Annotated in this window: 9 protein-coding genes and 1 tRNA gene; 2 read left to right on the top strand and 8 right to left on the bottom strand. The window is 45.3% G+C overall.

Going from position 1 to position 16,419, the window contains the following annotated elements; all coding sequences use genetic code 11:
- The first annotated feature begins 9 nt into the window (after positions 1-9).
- The gene (locus ICN42_RS06190) at positions 10-1,602 is read left to right on the top strand and encodes an HD domain-containing phosphohydrolase (protein ID WP_255539260.1); all 1,593 of its coding nucleotides are present in this window, start codon (positions 10-12) and stop codon (positions 1,600-1,602) included.
- Between the two features lie 33 nt (positions 1,603-1,635).
- Here ICN42_RS06190 and ICN42_RS06185 read toward each other — a convergent pair whose 3' ends face one another.
- Together ICN42_RS06185 and ICN42_RS06180 are read right to left on the bottom strand one after the other, a co-directional pair.
- Positions 1,636-3,195: an adenylate/guanylate cyclase domain-containing protein gene (locus tag ICN42_RS06185; RefSeq protein WP_216252271.1), complete on the bottom strand. Its 1,560-nt coding sequence runs from the start codon at positions 3,193-3,195 to the stop codon at positions 1,636-1,638.
- Between the two features lie 140 nt (positions 3,196-3,335).
- Positions 3,336-6,332: an EAL domain-containing protein gene (locus ICN42_RS06180; RefSeq protein ID WP_216252270.1), complete on the bottom strand. Its 2,997-nt coding sequence runs from the start codon at positions 6,330-6,332 to the stop codon at positions 3,336-3,338.
- A 316-nt stretch (positions 6,333-6,648) separates the two neighbouring features.
- Between ICN42_RS06180 and ICN42_RS06175 the strand changes: the two genes are divergently transcribed.
- Positions 6,649-8,157, top strand: a complete 1,509-nt coding sequence (locus ICN42_RS06175; protein ID WP_255539259.1) for a sensor domain-containing diguanylate cyclase — start codon at positions 6,649-6,651, stop codon at positions 8,155-8,157.
- 54 nt (positions 8,158-8,211) lie between these two features.
- Here ICN42_RS06175 and ICN42_RS06170 read toward each other — a convergent pair.
- From ICN42_RS06170 to wecB, 6 genes are all read right to left on the bottom strand, one after another.
- Positions 8,212-8,287 (bottom strand) — tRNA-His (locus ICN42_RS06170).
- Positions 8,288-8,352: 65 nt separating this feature from the next.
- A complete protein-coding gene (gene dusA, locus ICN42_RS06165; RefSeq protein ID WP_370626003.1) occupies positions 8,353-9,435 on the bottom strand; it encodes a tRNA dihydrouridine(20/20a) synthase DusA in 1,083 nt (360 codons plus the stop codon).
- Positions 9,436-9,578: 143 nt separating this feature from the next.
- Positions 9,579-10,469 (bottom strand): DUF4434 domain-containing protein, encoded by an 891-nt coding sequence (locus tag ICN42_RS06160; RefSeq protein ID WP_216252266.1) that lies wholly within the window; start codon positions 10,467-10,469, stop codon positions 9,579-9,581.
- Positions 10,469-13,036: a tetratricopeptide repeat protein gene (locus ICN42_RS06155; protein WP_216252264.1), complete on the bottom strand. Its 2,568-nt coding sequence runs from the start codon at positions 13,034-13,036 to the stop codon at positions 10,469-10,471. The genes ICN42_RS06160 and ICN42_RS06155 overlap by 1 nt, the downstream gene beginning before the upstream one ends.
- A complete protein-coding gene (locus ICN42_RS06150; protein ID WP_216252261.1) occupies positions 13,033-15,246 on the bottom strand; it encodes a glycosyl transferase family protein in 2,214 nt (737 codons plus the stop codon). Before ICN42_RS06150 ends, ICN42_RS06155 begins: the two co-directional genes overlap by 4 nt.
- A gap of 2 nt (positions 15,247-15,248) precedes the next feature.
- Complete coding sequence (gene wecB / locus ICN42_RS06145; RefSeq protein ID WP_216252259.1) at positions 15,249-16,346, bottom strand: non-hydrolyzing UDP-N-acetylglucosamine 2-epimerase; 1,098 nt, start codon at positions 16,344-16,346, stop codon at positions 15,249-15,251.
- Positions 16,347-16,419: the final 73 nt, after the last annotated feature.

The raw sequence follows: 16,419 nt of genomic DNA, 5'->3' as shown, positions 1-16,419 counted from the left end.
CTGATAGCCTTGAACCAAAAAACGGTATTACATGAATTTTTAAGTATTGGTGCCTCACTCTCTAGCGAGACGGACATTCAACAGCTTCTAGAGAACATTATTCAGACAGCGATGCGCTTCACGAACGCTGACGCGGGGAGTATTTATCTTGTTCAAGAAGATATGACCCTCAACTATGAGATTGTTCATACTAAAAGCAGGGACTTGCATTGGGGTGGCATTAGCGGGACACCAATCGATGCCTCGCCCATCTCCCTCTTCCAAGCCAATGGTGAGCCCGACTTATCGCGAGTGTCTTGCTATGCCTATCACCGAGAAGAACCAGTCAATATTCCAGATGTCTATAACGCCACGGGCTTTGATTTTTCTGGAACCCATGAACTAGATGCCAGAAACGGCTACCGCTCACAATCCATCTTAACGATTCCAATGAAGGATCATGAATCCGAAGTCATCGGCGTATTGCAACTCATTAATGCGGTAGACCCCTTCACTGGCAGCATCATTCCTTTTTCTGAAGCCAATCAATCCATTGTTGAGGCCCTTGCTTCTCAAGCAGCGGTAGCTCTCACAAACCGAAACCTCATTAATCACCTAGAAAAACTGTTTGAGTCTTTTATCAGTCTCATCAACCATGCCATTGACGATAAATCCCCCTACACAGGGGGCCACTGTAATCGCGTACCTGATCTGACCATGATGCTCGCCGATGCCGTCAATCGCTGCACTGTTGGGCCACTGAGCTCTTTTAGCCTCTCCAATGAAGATCGCCATGAATTAAAGATTGCGGGGCTTCTGCATGATTGCGGCAAGATCACAACGCCAGTGCATGTGGTGGATAAAGCCACTAAATTAGAAACCATATTTGATCGCATTCAGTTAATTGAAACTCGCGCTGAGATTATTTTCCGCGACTTAAAACTAGCACAGGCTAAAAATCTAATCTCGGATGAAGACGTCTCTCAGCGTCACCAACAACTGATTGATGATTGCAATTTCTTGAGTCACTGCAATATCGGTGTGGAATCGATGCGTGATGTAGATATCGAGCGGGTCAAAGCCATTGCAATTCACTATCGCTGGGAAGATCTCTCTGGGAAAATTCATGATTTTCTGAATGAGGAGGAAATCGAAAACCTCACTATTAGGGCTGGGACTTTAACTGGCGAAGAGCGTTTAATTATTAACCACCATATTGAATCAAGCATCAATATGCTGGAAAAACTGCCTTGGCCGAAACACCTTAAAAATGTCCCTGAGTACGCAGGCGGCCACCATGAACGCATGGACGGCAAAGGCTATCCAAAAGGCCTAAAGCGTGAGGAAATGTCTGTACAGGCGCGCTGCATGGGAATTGCTGATATTTTTGAGGCGCTCACTGCACAAGATCGCCCTTACAAAAAAGGAAAAACCTTAAGCGAATCTCTGCACATCCTCGGAAAAATGAAACTCAATGGGCATATTGACCCTGACCTGTTTGATATTTTTATCTGGGAAAAGGTCTATGAGGAATATGCGCAGAAGTTTTTAGAGCCCCACCTCATTGATGAGATTGACTTAAATAAAGTCCCGGGATATTCACCTATTCCTGCTGGCTATTGATGTAACTGAGGAGCAAGCCTTCAGGGGCCCTCTCTAGTACAGGCGCGTACTACTAACCCGACGAATTTCTGTCACAGCCAACTGAGAAATATCTCTTAGCTTTTCGTGTTTATCCTGCTGTAGATCGATGATGGATTCAATCTGAGCATAAGAGGAAGGCACAAAACGATCACCGTTCTCCTGACTCTTTCTGAGCACACCAAACTCGATACGACTTCGCTCATCGACACTGAGCTTACTCACCAAATCTTTAGTAGCCCAGATGCTACCCTGTCTCGCAAAATCACTGAGACGTGAGGCTTGATTAATTGTGTTACCCAGTACCGCAAACTCGATATGATTGGCCGACTGAAAGCTACCCAACCATTCTTGGCCTTCATGCAGGCCAATATTGAGCTGCAGTTCAGTAAACCAGTTTTTCTTGAGCTGCCACTCGGAACTAATCTTGCGCATGGCTTGGCGCAATTCATCTGCGCAAGCTACGGCATTAAATAGGTAATTGCTTTCAGCTTGCGGGAAGAAGTAATAAACGACCCCGTCACCAACATGCTTACCGTGAGTACCAGTATATTTTCTCAAAATGGGGCCCATCGAGGCCCAGATCTGATTGATTAAGGCGAAATACTCATCTGGCGGCAATTCAGAACAGATGCGTACGGAGTTCTGCAAGTCAGCCACGAGAACCGCTAGCGGCGTCATTACGGGCAAGCGCTTACTCAGCAGAGAATGAATCACTTGGTCACGACGACCTAAGAAATTAATGAGCTCATCACCACGCTCAGTTGCTGGCGAGTGCACCACCAAAATACCTTCACGGAAATACACGGCATAGACGCGGTAGCAAATAAATTGGCCTTGAGCGTCCTTCTGAAAAAACTCTATCTCATTGACTGCTTGTTCATCATTGGCTCCATCAAAAACAATGGCATCCAATAGGGGCATTAACTCAGGATCGCTTTGGACCACTAGCTTCGCGAGAGATTCATAACTCATCCTAGAGCTTGCTAACTGCAGCAAGAGCCCCACTAAGGCACGCTGATCATCTAAACCTAGACAAACTTCTGGGCGGGTGAGTAGGCTCAATAAATTACGCTCAGCACTTTTAGCAGGAGGAGCTACAAAACCAAAGACCTCCTTGCGAGCGGCCTCATTAAGCCAAGTCAGCTCAAAGTTGTAATTGAGCATATAGGCAGGATGATTCAAATTATCTAAAGATAGGGAAAGCTCACCCAGCATCTCTTTAGGCTTTAAATCTACGCGTGAGGCATTCGCTTTACTGGCAACTCGCGCGCTGGTCCGTGCCGCAATACCGCCTTCTACTTGGATCTCCGATAACTCTAGCAAGGCATCGGTTTGCGCTAAGCGCTCCGCTACCTGCGCCATCGATAGACCTTGCGACTTCAGTATTTGGACAGCCTGGACCCTCTCCAGAGAATCGTCAGGGAAGAAACCTAAGACTCTAGCCCCACCCTCATCCGCACTAGCGGTGAGAGACTGTACAACTGGCTTAGGCAATATCCCAAGCTGGATGTAATTGTTGAGGGTGGCGCGTGATATACCGGTTTGGTCTATCAAGGCCTTGCTAGAAATCATGTATCTGTCTATCCAATGAAAAGTGATGGCTGGGGGATCATTTATACAGAATTTGAAATGCTTTAGACAGTCATTAACTGTATAAAAGTAGAGATCTACTAGACAGTTAGTTGTCTAATTGCAACACAACTGTCTAGATATTAGCTGTTGGCGGCTGATTGCTTGGCGAGAAGCGCCTCAAACTCCTGAGCTGGCAATGGCTTGCTGTACAGGTAACCTTGAGCGTAGGTACAGCTCATCGTAGACAGTATTTGAGCCTGTTCTTCGGTCTCGACACCCTCAGCGATTGACTCTAATCCCAAGCCCTTCGCCATTGAAATCATCGCAAATACTAAAGCGGCATCCTGACTATCTGGCGTCAAAGGCTTAATGAAATCAGCATCAATCTTGATGTAATCAAAATTAAAGCTCTTTAAAGAGGCCAGTGAAGAGTAGCCAGTCCCAAAATCATCCACGCTAAATTTGCAACCGGACTCTTGCAGCATGGCAATTTTTCGCATGACCCGATGCGACTGATTCAACATCATCCGCTCAGTTATCTCCAGACTGACATACTCAGGTGCGACCCGATGCTGTTTTAGCACCTCCAGCCAAGAGGCTGCCGAATGCTGGCTAGAATTAAATTGAGAGGCGGCTACGTTAATTGCAAGCGTAAAGTGAGGTGGCAACTTTAAGCCCCCTAAAAAAGCAATCGCCTCTTTCCAAACCCAGTCGCCAATTTCTACAATCAACCCCGACTCTTCCGCAATATGAATAAAAGCAGACGGCAACGCTATCTCGCCATTCGCCCTGCGCCATCGGAGCAAGGCTTCGGCATGCGCAATCTGGCCAGTCTTCATATTGATGATGGGCTGGTAATAGAGTTCAAACTGATTCTTTTCAAGCGCGTCACGTAAATCAGAAATCACGCCAGCTCGGTAAGAGGCATTAATTTGTAAAGATTGAGTGAAATATTGATATGTATTTCTGCCGTGAGATTTCGCGGCGTACATGGCCTGGTCCGCGCCCAGTAATAGGGCTTTGCCATCGCTTCCATCATTCGGGAACATGGAGATACCCATACTGGCAGTGATATAAACCAGTTGGCCATCAATCAAAATTGGATCTGCAAGCTTTCCAGAGACCTCGCGAATAATAGTATCGGCAATTTCTGGTCTTTCTAAATCCCCCAGAAGAATGACAAACTCATCACCACCAATACGAGCTACAGTATCAGTTTGCCGAACTTCAGAACGCAAGCGCGCTGAAATTCCCTTCAATAATTGATCGCCAAAATCATGGCCTCGACTATCATTAATATCTTTGAAATTATCCAAATCGATATATGCGATAGCAATGCTTTTATCACTGCGAATGGATTGCTTAATCAACTGCTCGAGACGGTCAAACATTAATCGCCGATTGGGTAATCCCGTTAACGGATCAAAGTTGGCCTGCTGATTAATCAGCTCCCGCGCTTTGCGCTGGTCGGTCACCTCAGAGAGCAATGCCACTCTCTGCAAGGGCGCACCCTCCTCATTAAAGGTGGAGTAAATGGAGACAAAACGCAGCACTTCACCACCATCCTTCATCCTGATCCACGCCTGACCCTCCCAGCGGCCCATCGCCTCAAGGGTGGTAAAGATATCTGAATAAGAACGTGCACCATGGCGCTTCACCAGAAAGTCAGCGAAAGACTGCCCTTCTAATTCGGCAAAGTTAAATCCAGTTAATGCTTGAAAAGCTTCATTCACCATCAGGATTGAATTATTCACATCCTGAATGACTACCGCCTCGCCCATCGCGCGATATACGGCGGAGGTGATGTTCAATACTTCGGCAGCACGCTTTTCCTCCGTAATATCTACTCCATGAATGACCATGCGATCGGCAACAAGAAAGCATCCCCACTTGATAGTGCGAATCGACCCATCTTTACATCTGGTGCTTGTTTGCAGGGGCTCGAAAGGGGTCTGACTTGATTGAGATTTAGCGGCTCTCTTATGCCATTCCTCTTCTATCTCTTGTCTGTAGATTGGGTCTGGGTAGGCGATTGGCCACCAAGAATTTGGGGCCAAAAAATCTTCAACCACATACCCCAATACCGCAGTAAAGTGCGGGTTTACAAAGTCCGTTTTCTCGGTACTGAGATCGTAGGTAGCTATTAACACTGGGGTACTAGAAACAATTTGCCGAAAATGCTCCTCAGACTCTCTTGCAATTTCTACTGCCGTTTGCAAGCGAGCATTCTTAAGACTAAAGCTCTCCACTACTAAGCTAACCAGTAGTCCAAGCATGGAAAGTAGTCCAAGATAAAACCAGAGCATTGTAGGGGCGGCCCTACTCATGAGATTGCTAGCAAAAAATCCATCGCCATAAAAAGCGCCGAATATCGATTGCATCAACAATAAGGTCAGCAGCAACATGGCGCCTTGTCGCCCAAAGAATAAACCTGTGCAAGCCATGATGAACAGGAAGCTGTAGCCCCTGCCCGTTAAATCAACATATTCCCTGAACCATCCAAAAAATACTGCCTGACCCAAAGCAAAAGCTGCAAACAATAAAAGGCACAAATAAATCGTTTTTTTTCTAGTCCAGGAGCTTGGCCACTTCCCATTCAAAATTAATAGCACTGGTGCAACAAATGCCATTCCGAAGTAGTCACCAGTTAACCATTTCTGATAAACAGAGCCTATATTGTCAAGAGGCATTAAACCGCCCCAGATCAAAAATTGAATATTGAGGGAGGCGCTAATCAGTGCAGCGATAGCACTTGCGGATAGCAAGCGCATATAGTCACCAATGGATTCGAGGCGAGGATTAAATATCGTAAACCGCGTCAAAATAACAGCGGCTACGAGAAAACCGCAGACCGAGCCAAAAGCCAGTTGAGTGGCCATCAATACGGTATGGCCACCACCCATCTCCCCGGCTACTGCCGCAAGGAAAATAAAAGGCCAATAACGACAGCCCAAAGTGAGCAATACACCCAAACCAATGCCAGCTGGGATCCATACCGGACTCTCCCCCGCAGCCCCAGAAAAGTAGGTCAGCAGAAAAGTGCAAATACCCGCATAGGCAAGCGACCAGAGTGCGGCCTTAATCACCGACCTTTGTGAGAAGAGTGCAGGTAAATTAGAAAGAATAGAGCGGTTCAAGGGCTAATCTAAGGTAAGGAGTGGGCAGCCAAATGGAAAGCCAGCACTAAAGTTATAGAGATGATGATAAGAAGAATACATAGCCATGACTAGCGATTTCAAGGTAAAACTGCTCCATACTGCCCAAAATTAGTATTAATCTACTAGATGTCCCCGGGATTCAAAATAACCCCCAGGCTTTCAATAAGGACTGCGTGGAATAAGAACTGGGGGCCATCGCCCATAGCAAAGACCCAACAGTGAGCCGGGAGATATCTATTTTTTTCATTATTTTGATATTTTTTATTATTATTAGTTTTATTTGATAGCATAAATGATGGATTTAAGTTCAAGAACCAACAGAGTTACCCGAATTACCACCATTGCAGCCATTGCCATCGCAATTGTCTTTATTGTTAGCGCCAGTATTTCCGCTTACATTCTGAGGCAAAGCTCAGTTAAGGACCGATCAGAACAACTCTCTAATTTAACTGTAGTTTTAGCAGAGCATGCTGCCCAAACGATGTTTTCGGCAAACACAGCGCTAGAGAGCCTTACGGACGCCGTTTCTGCGGCAAACATTAGGACCGAAAAAGAATATCGCGAGTTTGCCGAGAAAAAAGCACAATTCCTGAACTTAGAAGAAAAAACCAACGCGAATGCAATTATTGACGTAGCCACCTACGTTGGCGCCAATGGCAAAGTACTCAATTTTTCACGCTCTTATCCTGCGCCTAATATTGATCTATCTGACAGGGATTACTTTAAATACCTAAGCACCCACACGTCTACCCAAACCTACTTCAGCAATCCCGTTAAAAATAAAGGCAATGGCAAATGGGTCTTTTATTTAGCCAAAAGAATTAGCAATGCAAATGAGGAGTTTTTAGGGGTTGCATTGATAGGCGTTTCCGCCGAAGTATTCTCAAAATTCTACGAACAGATTGGCACCAATCTTGGAGATGGTGCATCACTAGTGCTCTTCAAAAAAGATCAAACGCTATTAACGCGTTGGCCTTTTGTGGATGATCGTATTGGCAAGGTAAATACCAGCGAAGTACTTGAAAATGCTATAAATGATCCCAACTTGAAGGGGCGAGTAATTTTGACGGACTCCCCCACCGCACTTCGAGACAATGCTCGAGTACAAAGGATGATCTCCTTTCGCATAGTTCCGAACTACCCTTTAGTTGTTGGTGCAATTGCTACCGAGGAGCTGTACTTAGCTGGCTGGCGCCAGAGTGCCTATGGCATTTTTTATACAACTGCTTTGAGCCTTGTTCTCCTTTTAATAGGAGCAAAGCTACTACTCAAATCCATACGCTCTAACTTCAAAAATCAGCACCTTGCAAATCACGACCCGTTAACAGGGCTTCCAAACCGCATGCTCTTCGCGGATCGACTTCAGCAAACTTTCGAACTTGCAAAACGCCATAAATCCAAATTTGCTCTGATATTTATTGATCTTGATAATCTCAAATCCATTAATGACAACCATAGTCATGCTGCTGGAGATATTGCCATCTGCGAATCAGCGAAACGGATGCTCAACTGTGTACGTACATCAGATACGGTTGCTCGTATCGGAGGGGATGAGTTTGTCGTCCTACTACCTAACATTGACTCTGAAGCAAGTGCCTTGGCGATTGCGGAAAAAATTCGTGTCGCGCTATTACAGAAATTCATGGCAAATAATTCAGAGCTGGTTACAGGTGCCAGCTTAGGGGTTGCCATTTATCCAGAGCACGGTGAGACTGAGGCTGAGTTGAGTGCAAATGCGGATGAGGCGATGTATCAAGCGAAGTCACAAGGCAGAAATCAAGTGCGCTTATATAGCCCAAAATAACAGTAGGGATGGCTTATTCCGAGAGGAATGAAGCGCATTTAATACAGTATTCGGTGGGGCGAACGACGGGGCTCGAACCCGCGACAACCAGAATCACAATCTGGGACTCTACCAACTGAGCTACGTCCGCCACTGAAGATCTAAGATTATAGCTTTTGGGCCAAAACCCTGTCAAAAATACCCTAGATGATCGATTTAGGCGGCCTCAAATTCAAAGGCAGCCCAGTCACCCAGGGTTAAGCTGGCATCGAGGAAAAAATCAGCAATGGCCGCCTTACTCTGAACCTTGGCTAAAGCATGGTGGTCTGAGAGGCGTTGGCGCCAGTACCGAGATCCCGCCCTGCCGTGCGCTAAACCCAAGATGTGCCTTGTAAAGGCGCCAATATAAAAGGGTTTCTTCTTGACCTGACACTCATCAAACCACGTCTGCACTTGCTTAATCAACGCAATCTGAATGCGATGCCATTCCGTCTCACTAAAAAGGTAGCCCGCAGCCTCACCATCAGTAGCAATGAGGTCATCCCAACCTAAGAGCATGGCCGGGAAATGATAAGCCGCCCTACCCACCATAAAACCATCAAAATCATCCCAATGGCCAGCAATCTGATCATTACTCTCAAGACCACCATTCAATAGGACTTTTAAAAGAGGGTATTGTTTTTGGGCATCCAGACGAAGCTTTACAGCTACCTCATAACGCAAAGGGGGTTTGCTACGGTTTTCTTTTGGAGATAAACCCTTGAGTACGGCATTACGGGCATGGATAGTGACTTGACTTGCGCCTGCATCAGCAACCGCTAATATGAAATTGAGCGCAAACTGATAATCGGCCTCAGAGTTTGCAGCATCCATATTGTCCAAGCCAAGACGATGCTTGACTGAGATTGGGATATCGACAGCGGATTTCATAGCCCTCACACAATCCGCTACTAATTGTGGTTCAGCCATTAAGCAGGCACCGAAGGCTCCGCGCTGCACCCGCTCAGATGGACAGCCACAATTTAGATCAACTTCATCGTAGCCCCACTGCTGAGCCAACTCGGCAGCTTTAGCCAAGTCAGAAGGCTCAGAACCACCCAGTTGAAGCACTGCTGGATGTTGGTCTTGGGAATAATCCAAATGGCGCGGTACATCCCCGTGAATGAGTGCACCTGTAGTCACCATCTCGGTATACAGAACGGCATCTTTAGTGAGGGTGCGATGAAAAGATCGGCAATGACGATCGGTCCACTCCATCATGGGAGCAACCGCTAATCTTTTCTTGAGTTTGTTTTCCACGGTCACTTTTAATCAATTATTAATTGTTATTGATTTTAGTTTGTTTTGGTCGGGGATACATCAGGCCACTTGAGTCTTATGAACATGGCAACCGCCAAACCAAGGCAACTCAGAACGGCCCTATAGAGCGCTAAACCAAGCTACTATTTTGTAGCGTTGAAATCGATCAGATAGTTCAAGGCAAAGAAAACGTTATCTCCTCCGCACGGACTCTTCTGTCGAAGCGTTTTATTCATATCTGCCGCATTGAGGGGTTTGGCGGCAAACTGATGATCGGCTTGGGTTTGGGTAAAAATTTCAAAGATAAGTCCTGATACAGCGTAACCCTTGCAATTAGAAACAGCCTCCAAATAAAGATCGCGCTCTGGCTTAGTTAATTTATTTGTTCCAGATCCATCTTGGACCCAAAAATGAACATGGGATTGCGCCTCCATGTTTTCCAGCATCGCAGCATAACGCTCCGGCGTCATGTTACCTGCAAAGAAGCTTGAAATATAAGTTGGTACTGGCAATACTTGATTCAGCTCGTCGACTTGACGAATAAGATATTTGGTCAGTTCGGCGCGTGCGGGAGCCTCCCTCCACTGCCGATCATCTACCTCAAGCGGAAGATACCATCCCGAGATCATCCCCGCTGGAAGTATTTTTGCCCAACGAGTTGCAAGCGCCACATTGATTTGATTGATTTTCCTAAAGTAGCTTCCAACAATTGGAGGGGGTTGCTTTAAAAGGGTAAACATTTCCGGGTCCCCACCAAGCCCTACGATGAGCTTTAAGTCAGCCTGAGATGCTTGAATCATGCGATCTTTTAACCACTCTTGATTTGCCTGTGACGAAAATACATCCCCAAAGCTGGTCCACTGGATAACTAAGTCAGTAAATCCCCGATTGCGCGCCTCGGAAAAAATCTTAGGCCAGCTCTCTACAGGAATCTTGAGATCAGATTCTTGTGGCTGAAAGAAGATACCCCTAATATCTCCAGCCTGAGCAATGCTGGATAGTAAGCAAAATAAAGTGATCAATACATAACGCATTACCAACGCCCTCCTAAGCTGAGAAAGACCGCACTTTTATCATTGAGATAGGTTTTAAAGGCATATTGATATTCCAGTCCAACCATCATTTTTGAGGGGTATGCATTGTATTTACTCTGCCCTTGCCAAATATTCCATCTTGCTCCGAATCCAAGGCGCTCATCGACACCATTTGCCTGGTTCAGACTACTCCATTGCGCATGCACATATGGCTCAATGGTTTGACCTTCTTCAATCTTATGGTGGTAACTGATACGATAATCCGACACCAATGAAGTGACGGATGTAGATAGATAGTGAGCGGCGTCTAGGTATAAATTTTGCGCCACCCAGCCAGGACCATTGGGGTGCCAGTCATCACTATAGATGCCCGAATTAAATAAAGAGGCGCTAGCACGCAACATCATAGAGGTTTGTGTATATTGGCCGCGATCTAAAGGGGTTTGCTCCTCTACCGCCAAGTTCAGTACATAGTCAGAGAATGGTTTCCACCGCAATCCGCCCGCAATCATTGGCGCATAAAGAGGGACCGCGGAGTTATTGACCCCTCCTCCTGCAAAAATCCGGGTGTACGCTGATAGTGACTTGCCGTTATCAATGGCGGGGTCGCCCAGTCTATAAGCAGCCTCAGCTTGAGAGTAGCTTCGATAATTCACACCCGGCTGTCCGATGCTAGGTGCGGCAGTGACTTGATTGCCGCTCATCGCATCGGCCGTAAAGGACCAACGCCGCTGCAAATCCTCGTGCATTCTCCTCATACCAAACTCAGTACTTCTCATTTCAGGAGTAATCTCCTTGGCAGCATAACGATTCAAACTATCAATGGCCGCTTCAGCATACTGAATTGCTCCTGCATTTTTTCCCAGCTTTTGATCTGTATATGCCAATTGCTTGATGAGCTCTTCATCGTCAGGCCGAGATTTTAGGGAAGCCTGTAAATAGTTTTGAGCGCGTTGATAGTTACCTTGTTGGTAGTAGGCATACCCTAGAGCAGCCTGAGTAGCACTATCGAAGGGATTTAGGGCTAAAGCCTTATGAAAATAATCGATAGCCTCAGCAATCTTTCCCTCCACCATCAACAAAGAGGCTATTTGAGAATAATACGTAACGGATGGCTGGAGAGCTGCTGCTTTTAATAGGTACTCAATAGCCACTTGAGGGTTAGACTTCAATTGTGTTTGCGCCATCAGCCACCAGTAACGATCATTTTTTTCGCCATTTTTCTTCTGATAAACCTGCAGCCATTTATTTAATTCTTTGTCATCACCAAGGGTTTGAGCAGTAGTAGCTGCACTTAGCATATCAGCGGGAGTCATTTGAGCCATTGAGATAGAGTTCCAGGCAGTTAAAGCGCGCAAATAATTTTTTGCTCTGAATGCTTCATACGCTACAGCCCTTTCACGATCAGAGCTTGGGGCAAGCTCTTCGGCACGCTCGAAAGCAAACAGACCCAATCCTGGACTTTGGTCGCCATAGCAGTAACCCAAGCTAGTCCAATCGTCTGGAGTATAAAAAGCAGAATAGTCTCCAAGTATTTGACGTATCGCTAGGCAATCATTCAAGGCGGATAACAATTTCACCTGCAGAGATCTGAGCTCAGGAGTTTCTAGGGGAATACTTAATTTAGCGACGTAGGGAGCAGAAATGACATCTTTATGAGTCTTTAACAAGATAGTCAGTCGATTGATTAACTCTTCACGCTGAGAGTTGCTTGCCCGAAAAAATGGGTAGGCGCCTAACAATAATTCTATCGCTTGATGCTCCCCATTTTCATTGAGCAATTGATAGCTTAAATGATCTAAAAAGACAGGGCTTAATTTAATGCCATCAGGGAGTCCAGCAATATATGCATCTGCTTCGGCCTTCCGCCCCGCTACGAGCAATTTCTGTAAGACTTTTTCAGCTTGATAGATTTGATTGGAATAAAATTCAGGCTGATAGCTGAGGAGTAATTCAGGCTGCTTTGCAAAATCCGTTAAAAGCAGGTCAATCCAATTTCTTTCATCAAATGCATTTTCAAAACGTACTTTTTTACCTTTTAAATCTTCTAAGAACTGGGCCGGATCATCTTCTTGAAGATTTTTCAACCTCGTCAACTCCTCGCCTGCCAACTCCTGATTGACCACTTTTAATTTCTCTCTGGCAATAATATTATTCTCATTGACCTGTAATTCCCCCTCTAGGGATTGTGAGGCTGCTAAATAATCACCCTTCAAAACTAGTGTATTGGATAGCCTTTTTAAGATTTGCGGGTTCTTTGGAGTAAATATAAGCTGCTGCTCCAGAACCTTTTCGGCTTTTGAATAATCACCATCCTTGATGTAAGCATTTGCAAGATATAAAGCAGTGGCTGGACTTTTTGGCGCTCTTTTTCGAGCCCATAAAAATTCTTGAATTGCTCTACTATTGTCCCCAACTTCTAGCGCACTCATACCCTTTTCAATGTGAGGATAAATCAGGAACTTCTGATAGGAGCTAATGCCAGCACCCAGGTCTGGCTTGGGTGCTGATTGGGCGTATCCATTAATAGCCAGCAATACAAGAAAGATCTTTATGAATTGTTTCATGCAGAGCTGGATTGAATTGCAACTTCAGATTCTATCAACTGACGCATCTCTGGCTGAAGTTGACTTTGAACTTTTAACGCTTTTTCCAACGTTTCTCGACTAACGATATTTTTATCAACTAAGAAGTCTCCTAAATTCAAATCAGTCACCGAATGCTGCAATAACAAAGCACGAAGTGCAGCTTCATTAATGTGCCCCAAAGACACTAGCACCTCAGCAAGAATGACTTGCCTGGCAACATAAAAATTCCATATTTCTTCTGCATGGCTTGGCTGAACTTTTCCAGAGGCAATAGCTTCATCCAATATTGCTCTGGGATCATCTGCATCCAAGTGCTCATACCATCTTCTTAAGCCCACTGTAACTTGACCTTTAGGCGCAATAAAATATCGAATACCGCACTTCAATTTTCGACTAATAGCCGCCAGTGAAATCGGATCCAAGGCAGACTCACTGGCCACAATAAGGGTAGCGCCCTCGCGTCTAATCGGTAGAATGGCATAGTGCAAGGCTATCGAAGGCGAAATGGCCTCGATCATCTCTGCCGGAATGGCATACGGATCGATAGCCTCCATAGGGACGCCTGCTTGAATCGCTAGCGCATCAGCAAGCTCGACGGAACTTAAGATGCCCTGATGCACTAATGCGCTACCAATCCTGATGCCATGAACATGATGGGTTAGTACAGATTCCAACTGATCTTTAGTCACCACGCCTTGATCAATGAGAATTTGTCCCAACCTCTTTCGCTCTTTGTTCTCAAGCCCTATTGTTGGAAAATCATGCGTGGTTTTATCCCAGGCAATACGGTGTGGGTCGCCATGCGCAATCACCTGGCTCATAGCTTTCCAATTTGCCATGAAGTTAATGTAGTTCCCCCAAAATAGGCGAGGGATTGAAAGCAGGCCTTGGGCAAGACCATAATAAGATGATACAAAAAAGATGCGCTGAATCATACGATTGCCCATCAAAAAGAAGTTAATCCACATTAGGCCCATCAACCATTCACTAGACTCGAATATGGATAAAAAATGGTATGCCCCAGGCCAGAGCTCTTGATATAACCAAACAATCACTAGTTGAATCAAAATCATTGAGGCGATAAAACTAATGAAGTTGGTAATAATCCCCTTGCGATCTCGCCAAAGAAAATAGTTCAATACCGAACTTTTAGACCAGCCATGTGTTTTATATCCCTGAAACACAATTCCCGTGATCCAGCGGGATTTTTGCCTAATTGCAGTCGCCAGCGTATCTGGAAAATATTCACGTACACAAATAACATTTGAGTCTCGAATGCTTTGACCATTTAATAACATGTCTTTTGCATGCTTGGAGTCATCTAGAATCACCGGAAAGCGCACAAAAATTTCTTTAAGTCCTTTTGCCTTCAGACGAAAACCAATGTCGTAGTCTTCAGTCAAGCTTTGTCCATCAAATGCAATACCATCTCCATCCGCCAAGAGCGCCAGTACTGCCTTGCGGCTAAAACAAGTCCCAACGCCAGCACTTGGAACCTGGCCTGCCAAGGCCTCTCTAACAACAACATCCTTGCCATGCATTTCTGCAAATTCATCTAAATAATGCATGCAGGTGAAGTTGCTCCAAGATCTTTCAAATGGATAAACTGGTATTTGAATGAGGTCATTGCCTGGAAGAAGGTAGTTGAAAAGACGCAACTCTAATGGAGAGACCACATCTTCAGAATCATGCAAAATAAAGCCTGAAAACTCTAGGCTTGCCTGCAATTCAAATTGCAAAATGGCATCTAAAACGTTATTAAGGCAATCTGCCTTACTTGTAGGTCCCGGTCTTGCACAAATGACCTTATGCACATTAGGAAAAACGGCGCATACCTTATCAACGTCCAATTGAGTTTCTGGATCGTTTGGATAAGTACCAACGAAGATATGATAATTCTCATAGTCGAGAGTAATAGCTGCTAACTCAGCCATTTTTCCAATAACGCCCGTTTCATGCCAAGCCGGAACCATAATGGCAAGCGGCTTTTCTAACTTAGAAAATAAAGCCTGATATTGCATCTTTGGATGCTGTCGATAGATAGTGATCCATCGAATAAAGCGACGGCACCAGTAGACAATATCAATCAGCAAATCATCAAGGCTACTAATAGATATGATGAGGGCTACTAAAATCGAAACATACTTTAGCGCAAAAAGATAACTTGCGAATATATCTACTAAGTACATGACTAGTTACTTAGCTGTGCTTTTAGGGTCTCGCAAATCCGCTCACTAGCATGGCCATCTCCAAACGGATTTGAGAGGGGCATCATCGTTTTATAAAGCAAATCATCATCCCATAAGGTATTCACCTCATTGATGAGGGCTGCCCCACTGGTGCCAATAATCTTCGCACACCCCGCTTGGACAGCCTCAGGTCTTTCAGTCTCTCTTCTCAACACCAATACCGGCACATGAAAAGTGGGCGCCTCTTCTTGAATGCCCCCAGAGTCAGTCAAAATAAGCCATGAATTCGCAATGGCTTGTTGCATCTCGAGATAACCAAGGGGGGCTGTTAAAGTAACATTGGGCAAATCGCCCAAGATGGGGTCGACTGACTTCTGAACAACAGGATTGAGATGTACTGGGAATACAACATTCAATTTTTTATGGGTTCTTGCTAAAGTGGCGATTGCCCTACAAGCTTCCTCGATATCACTTCCCCAATTTTCACGGCGATGCATCGTGACAAGCATATTCCGTCCAGCTATTGCTTCTTTATGAATATGATATTTTTTTATTACCCATTTTTGAGCATCAACTACAGTGTTGCCAGTCACAACAATATTCTTTACAGGAATGGCCTCTTTAACAAGTGCATCTCTTCCGCCCACGGTTGGGGGAAAATGAAAATGGGTAATCCGAGAAAGCATTTGTCGAAGGCCCTCTTCTGGAAATGGCCTTGTTAAGTCATAGGTTCGTAAGCCGGCTTCCACATGTGCAATAGGTATACGCTGATAAAAAGCGGACAGCCCCCCAAGAAAAGCGCTTTCAGTGTCGCCCTGGACAATGACAGCGCCCCACTTCGTCGCCTCCATCACTGCATCTAATTGCTGACGACAGCCAATACTAAATTCAGAGAGTGAGCTTCCGGCCCGGCTTAAAACAATATCAGGGGTAATGTCAAAACAAGCCAAAATTTGCTCGGCCATCTCTTGATGCTGTCCGGTATGCAGCCATTGAACTTCGCACCAGTTTTGAGCACGTAGGAAATGAAAAACAGGCGCTAACTTAATGATCTCTGGACGGGTGCCGCAAACAATCAGAATCTTAGGTATGGCTAGCACAATAGAGATCTTGGATATAGAAACTTGTTAAAGGGGAAATCCAGGAATTTGGCGACCGAATACAGTAGTCACG

The sequence above is a fragment of the Polynucleobacter sp. 71A-WALBACH genome (assembly GCF_018882365.1).
Taxonomy (GTDB): domain Bacteria; phylum Pseudomonadota; class Gammaproteobacteria; order Burkholderiales; family Burkholderiaceae; genus Polynucleobacter.
The sequence above is the reverse complement of the archived record's forward strand: the minus strand, read 5'-3'. Positions and strand labels throughout refer to the sequence as shown.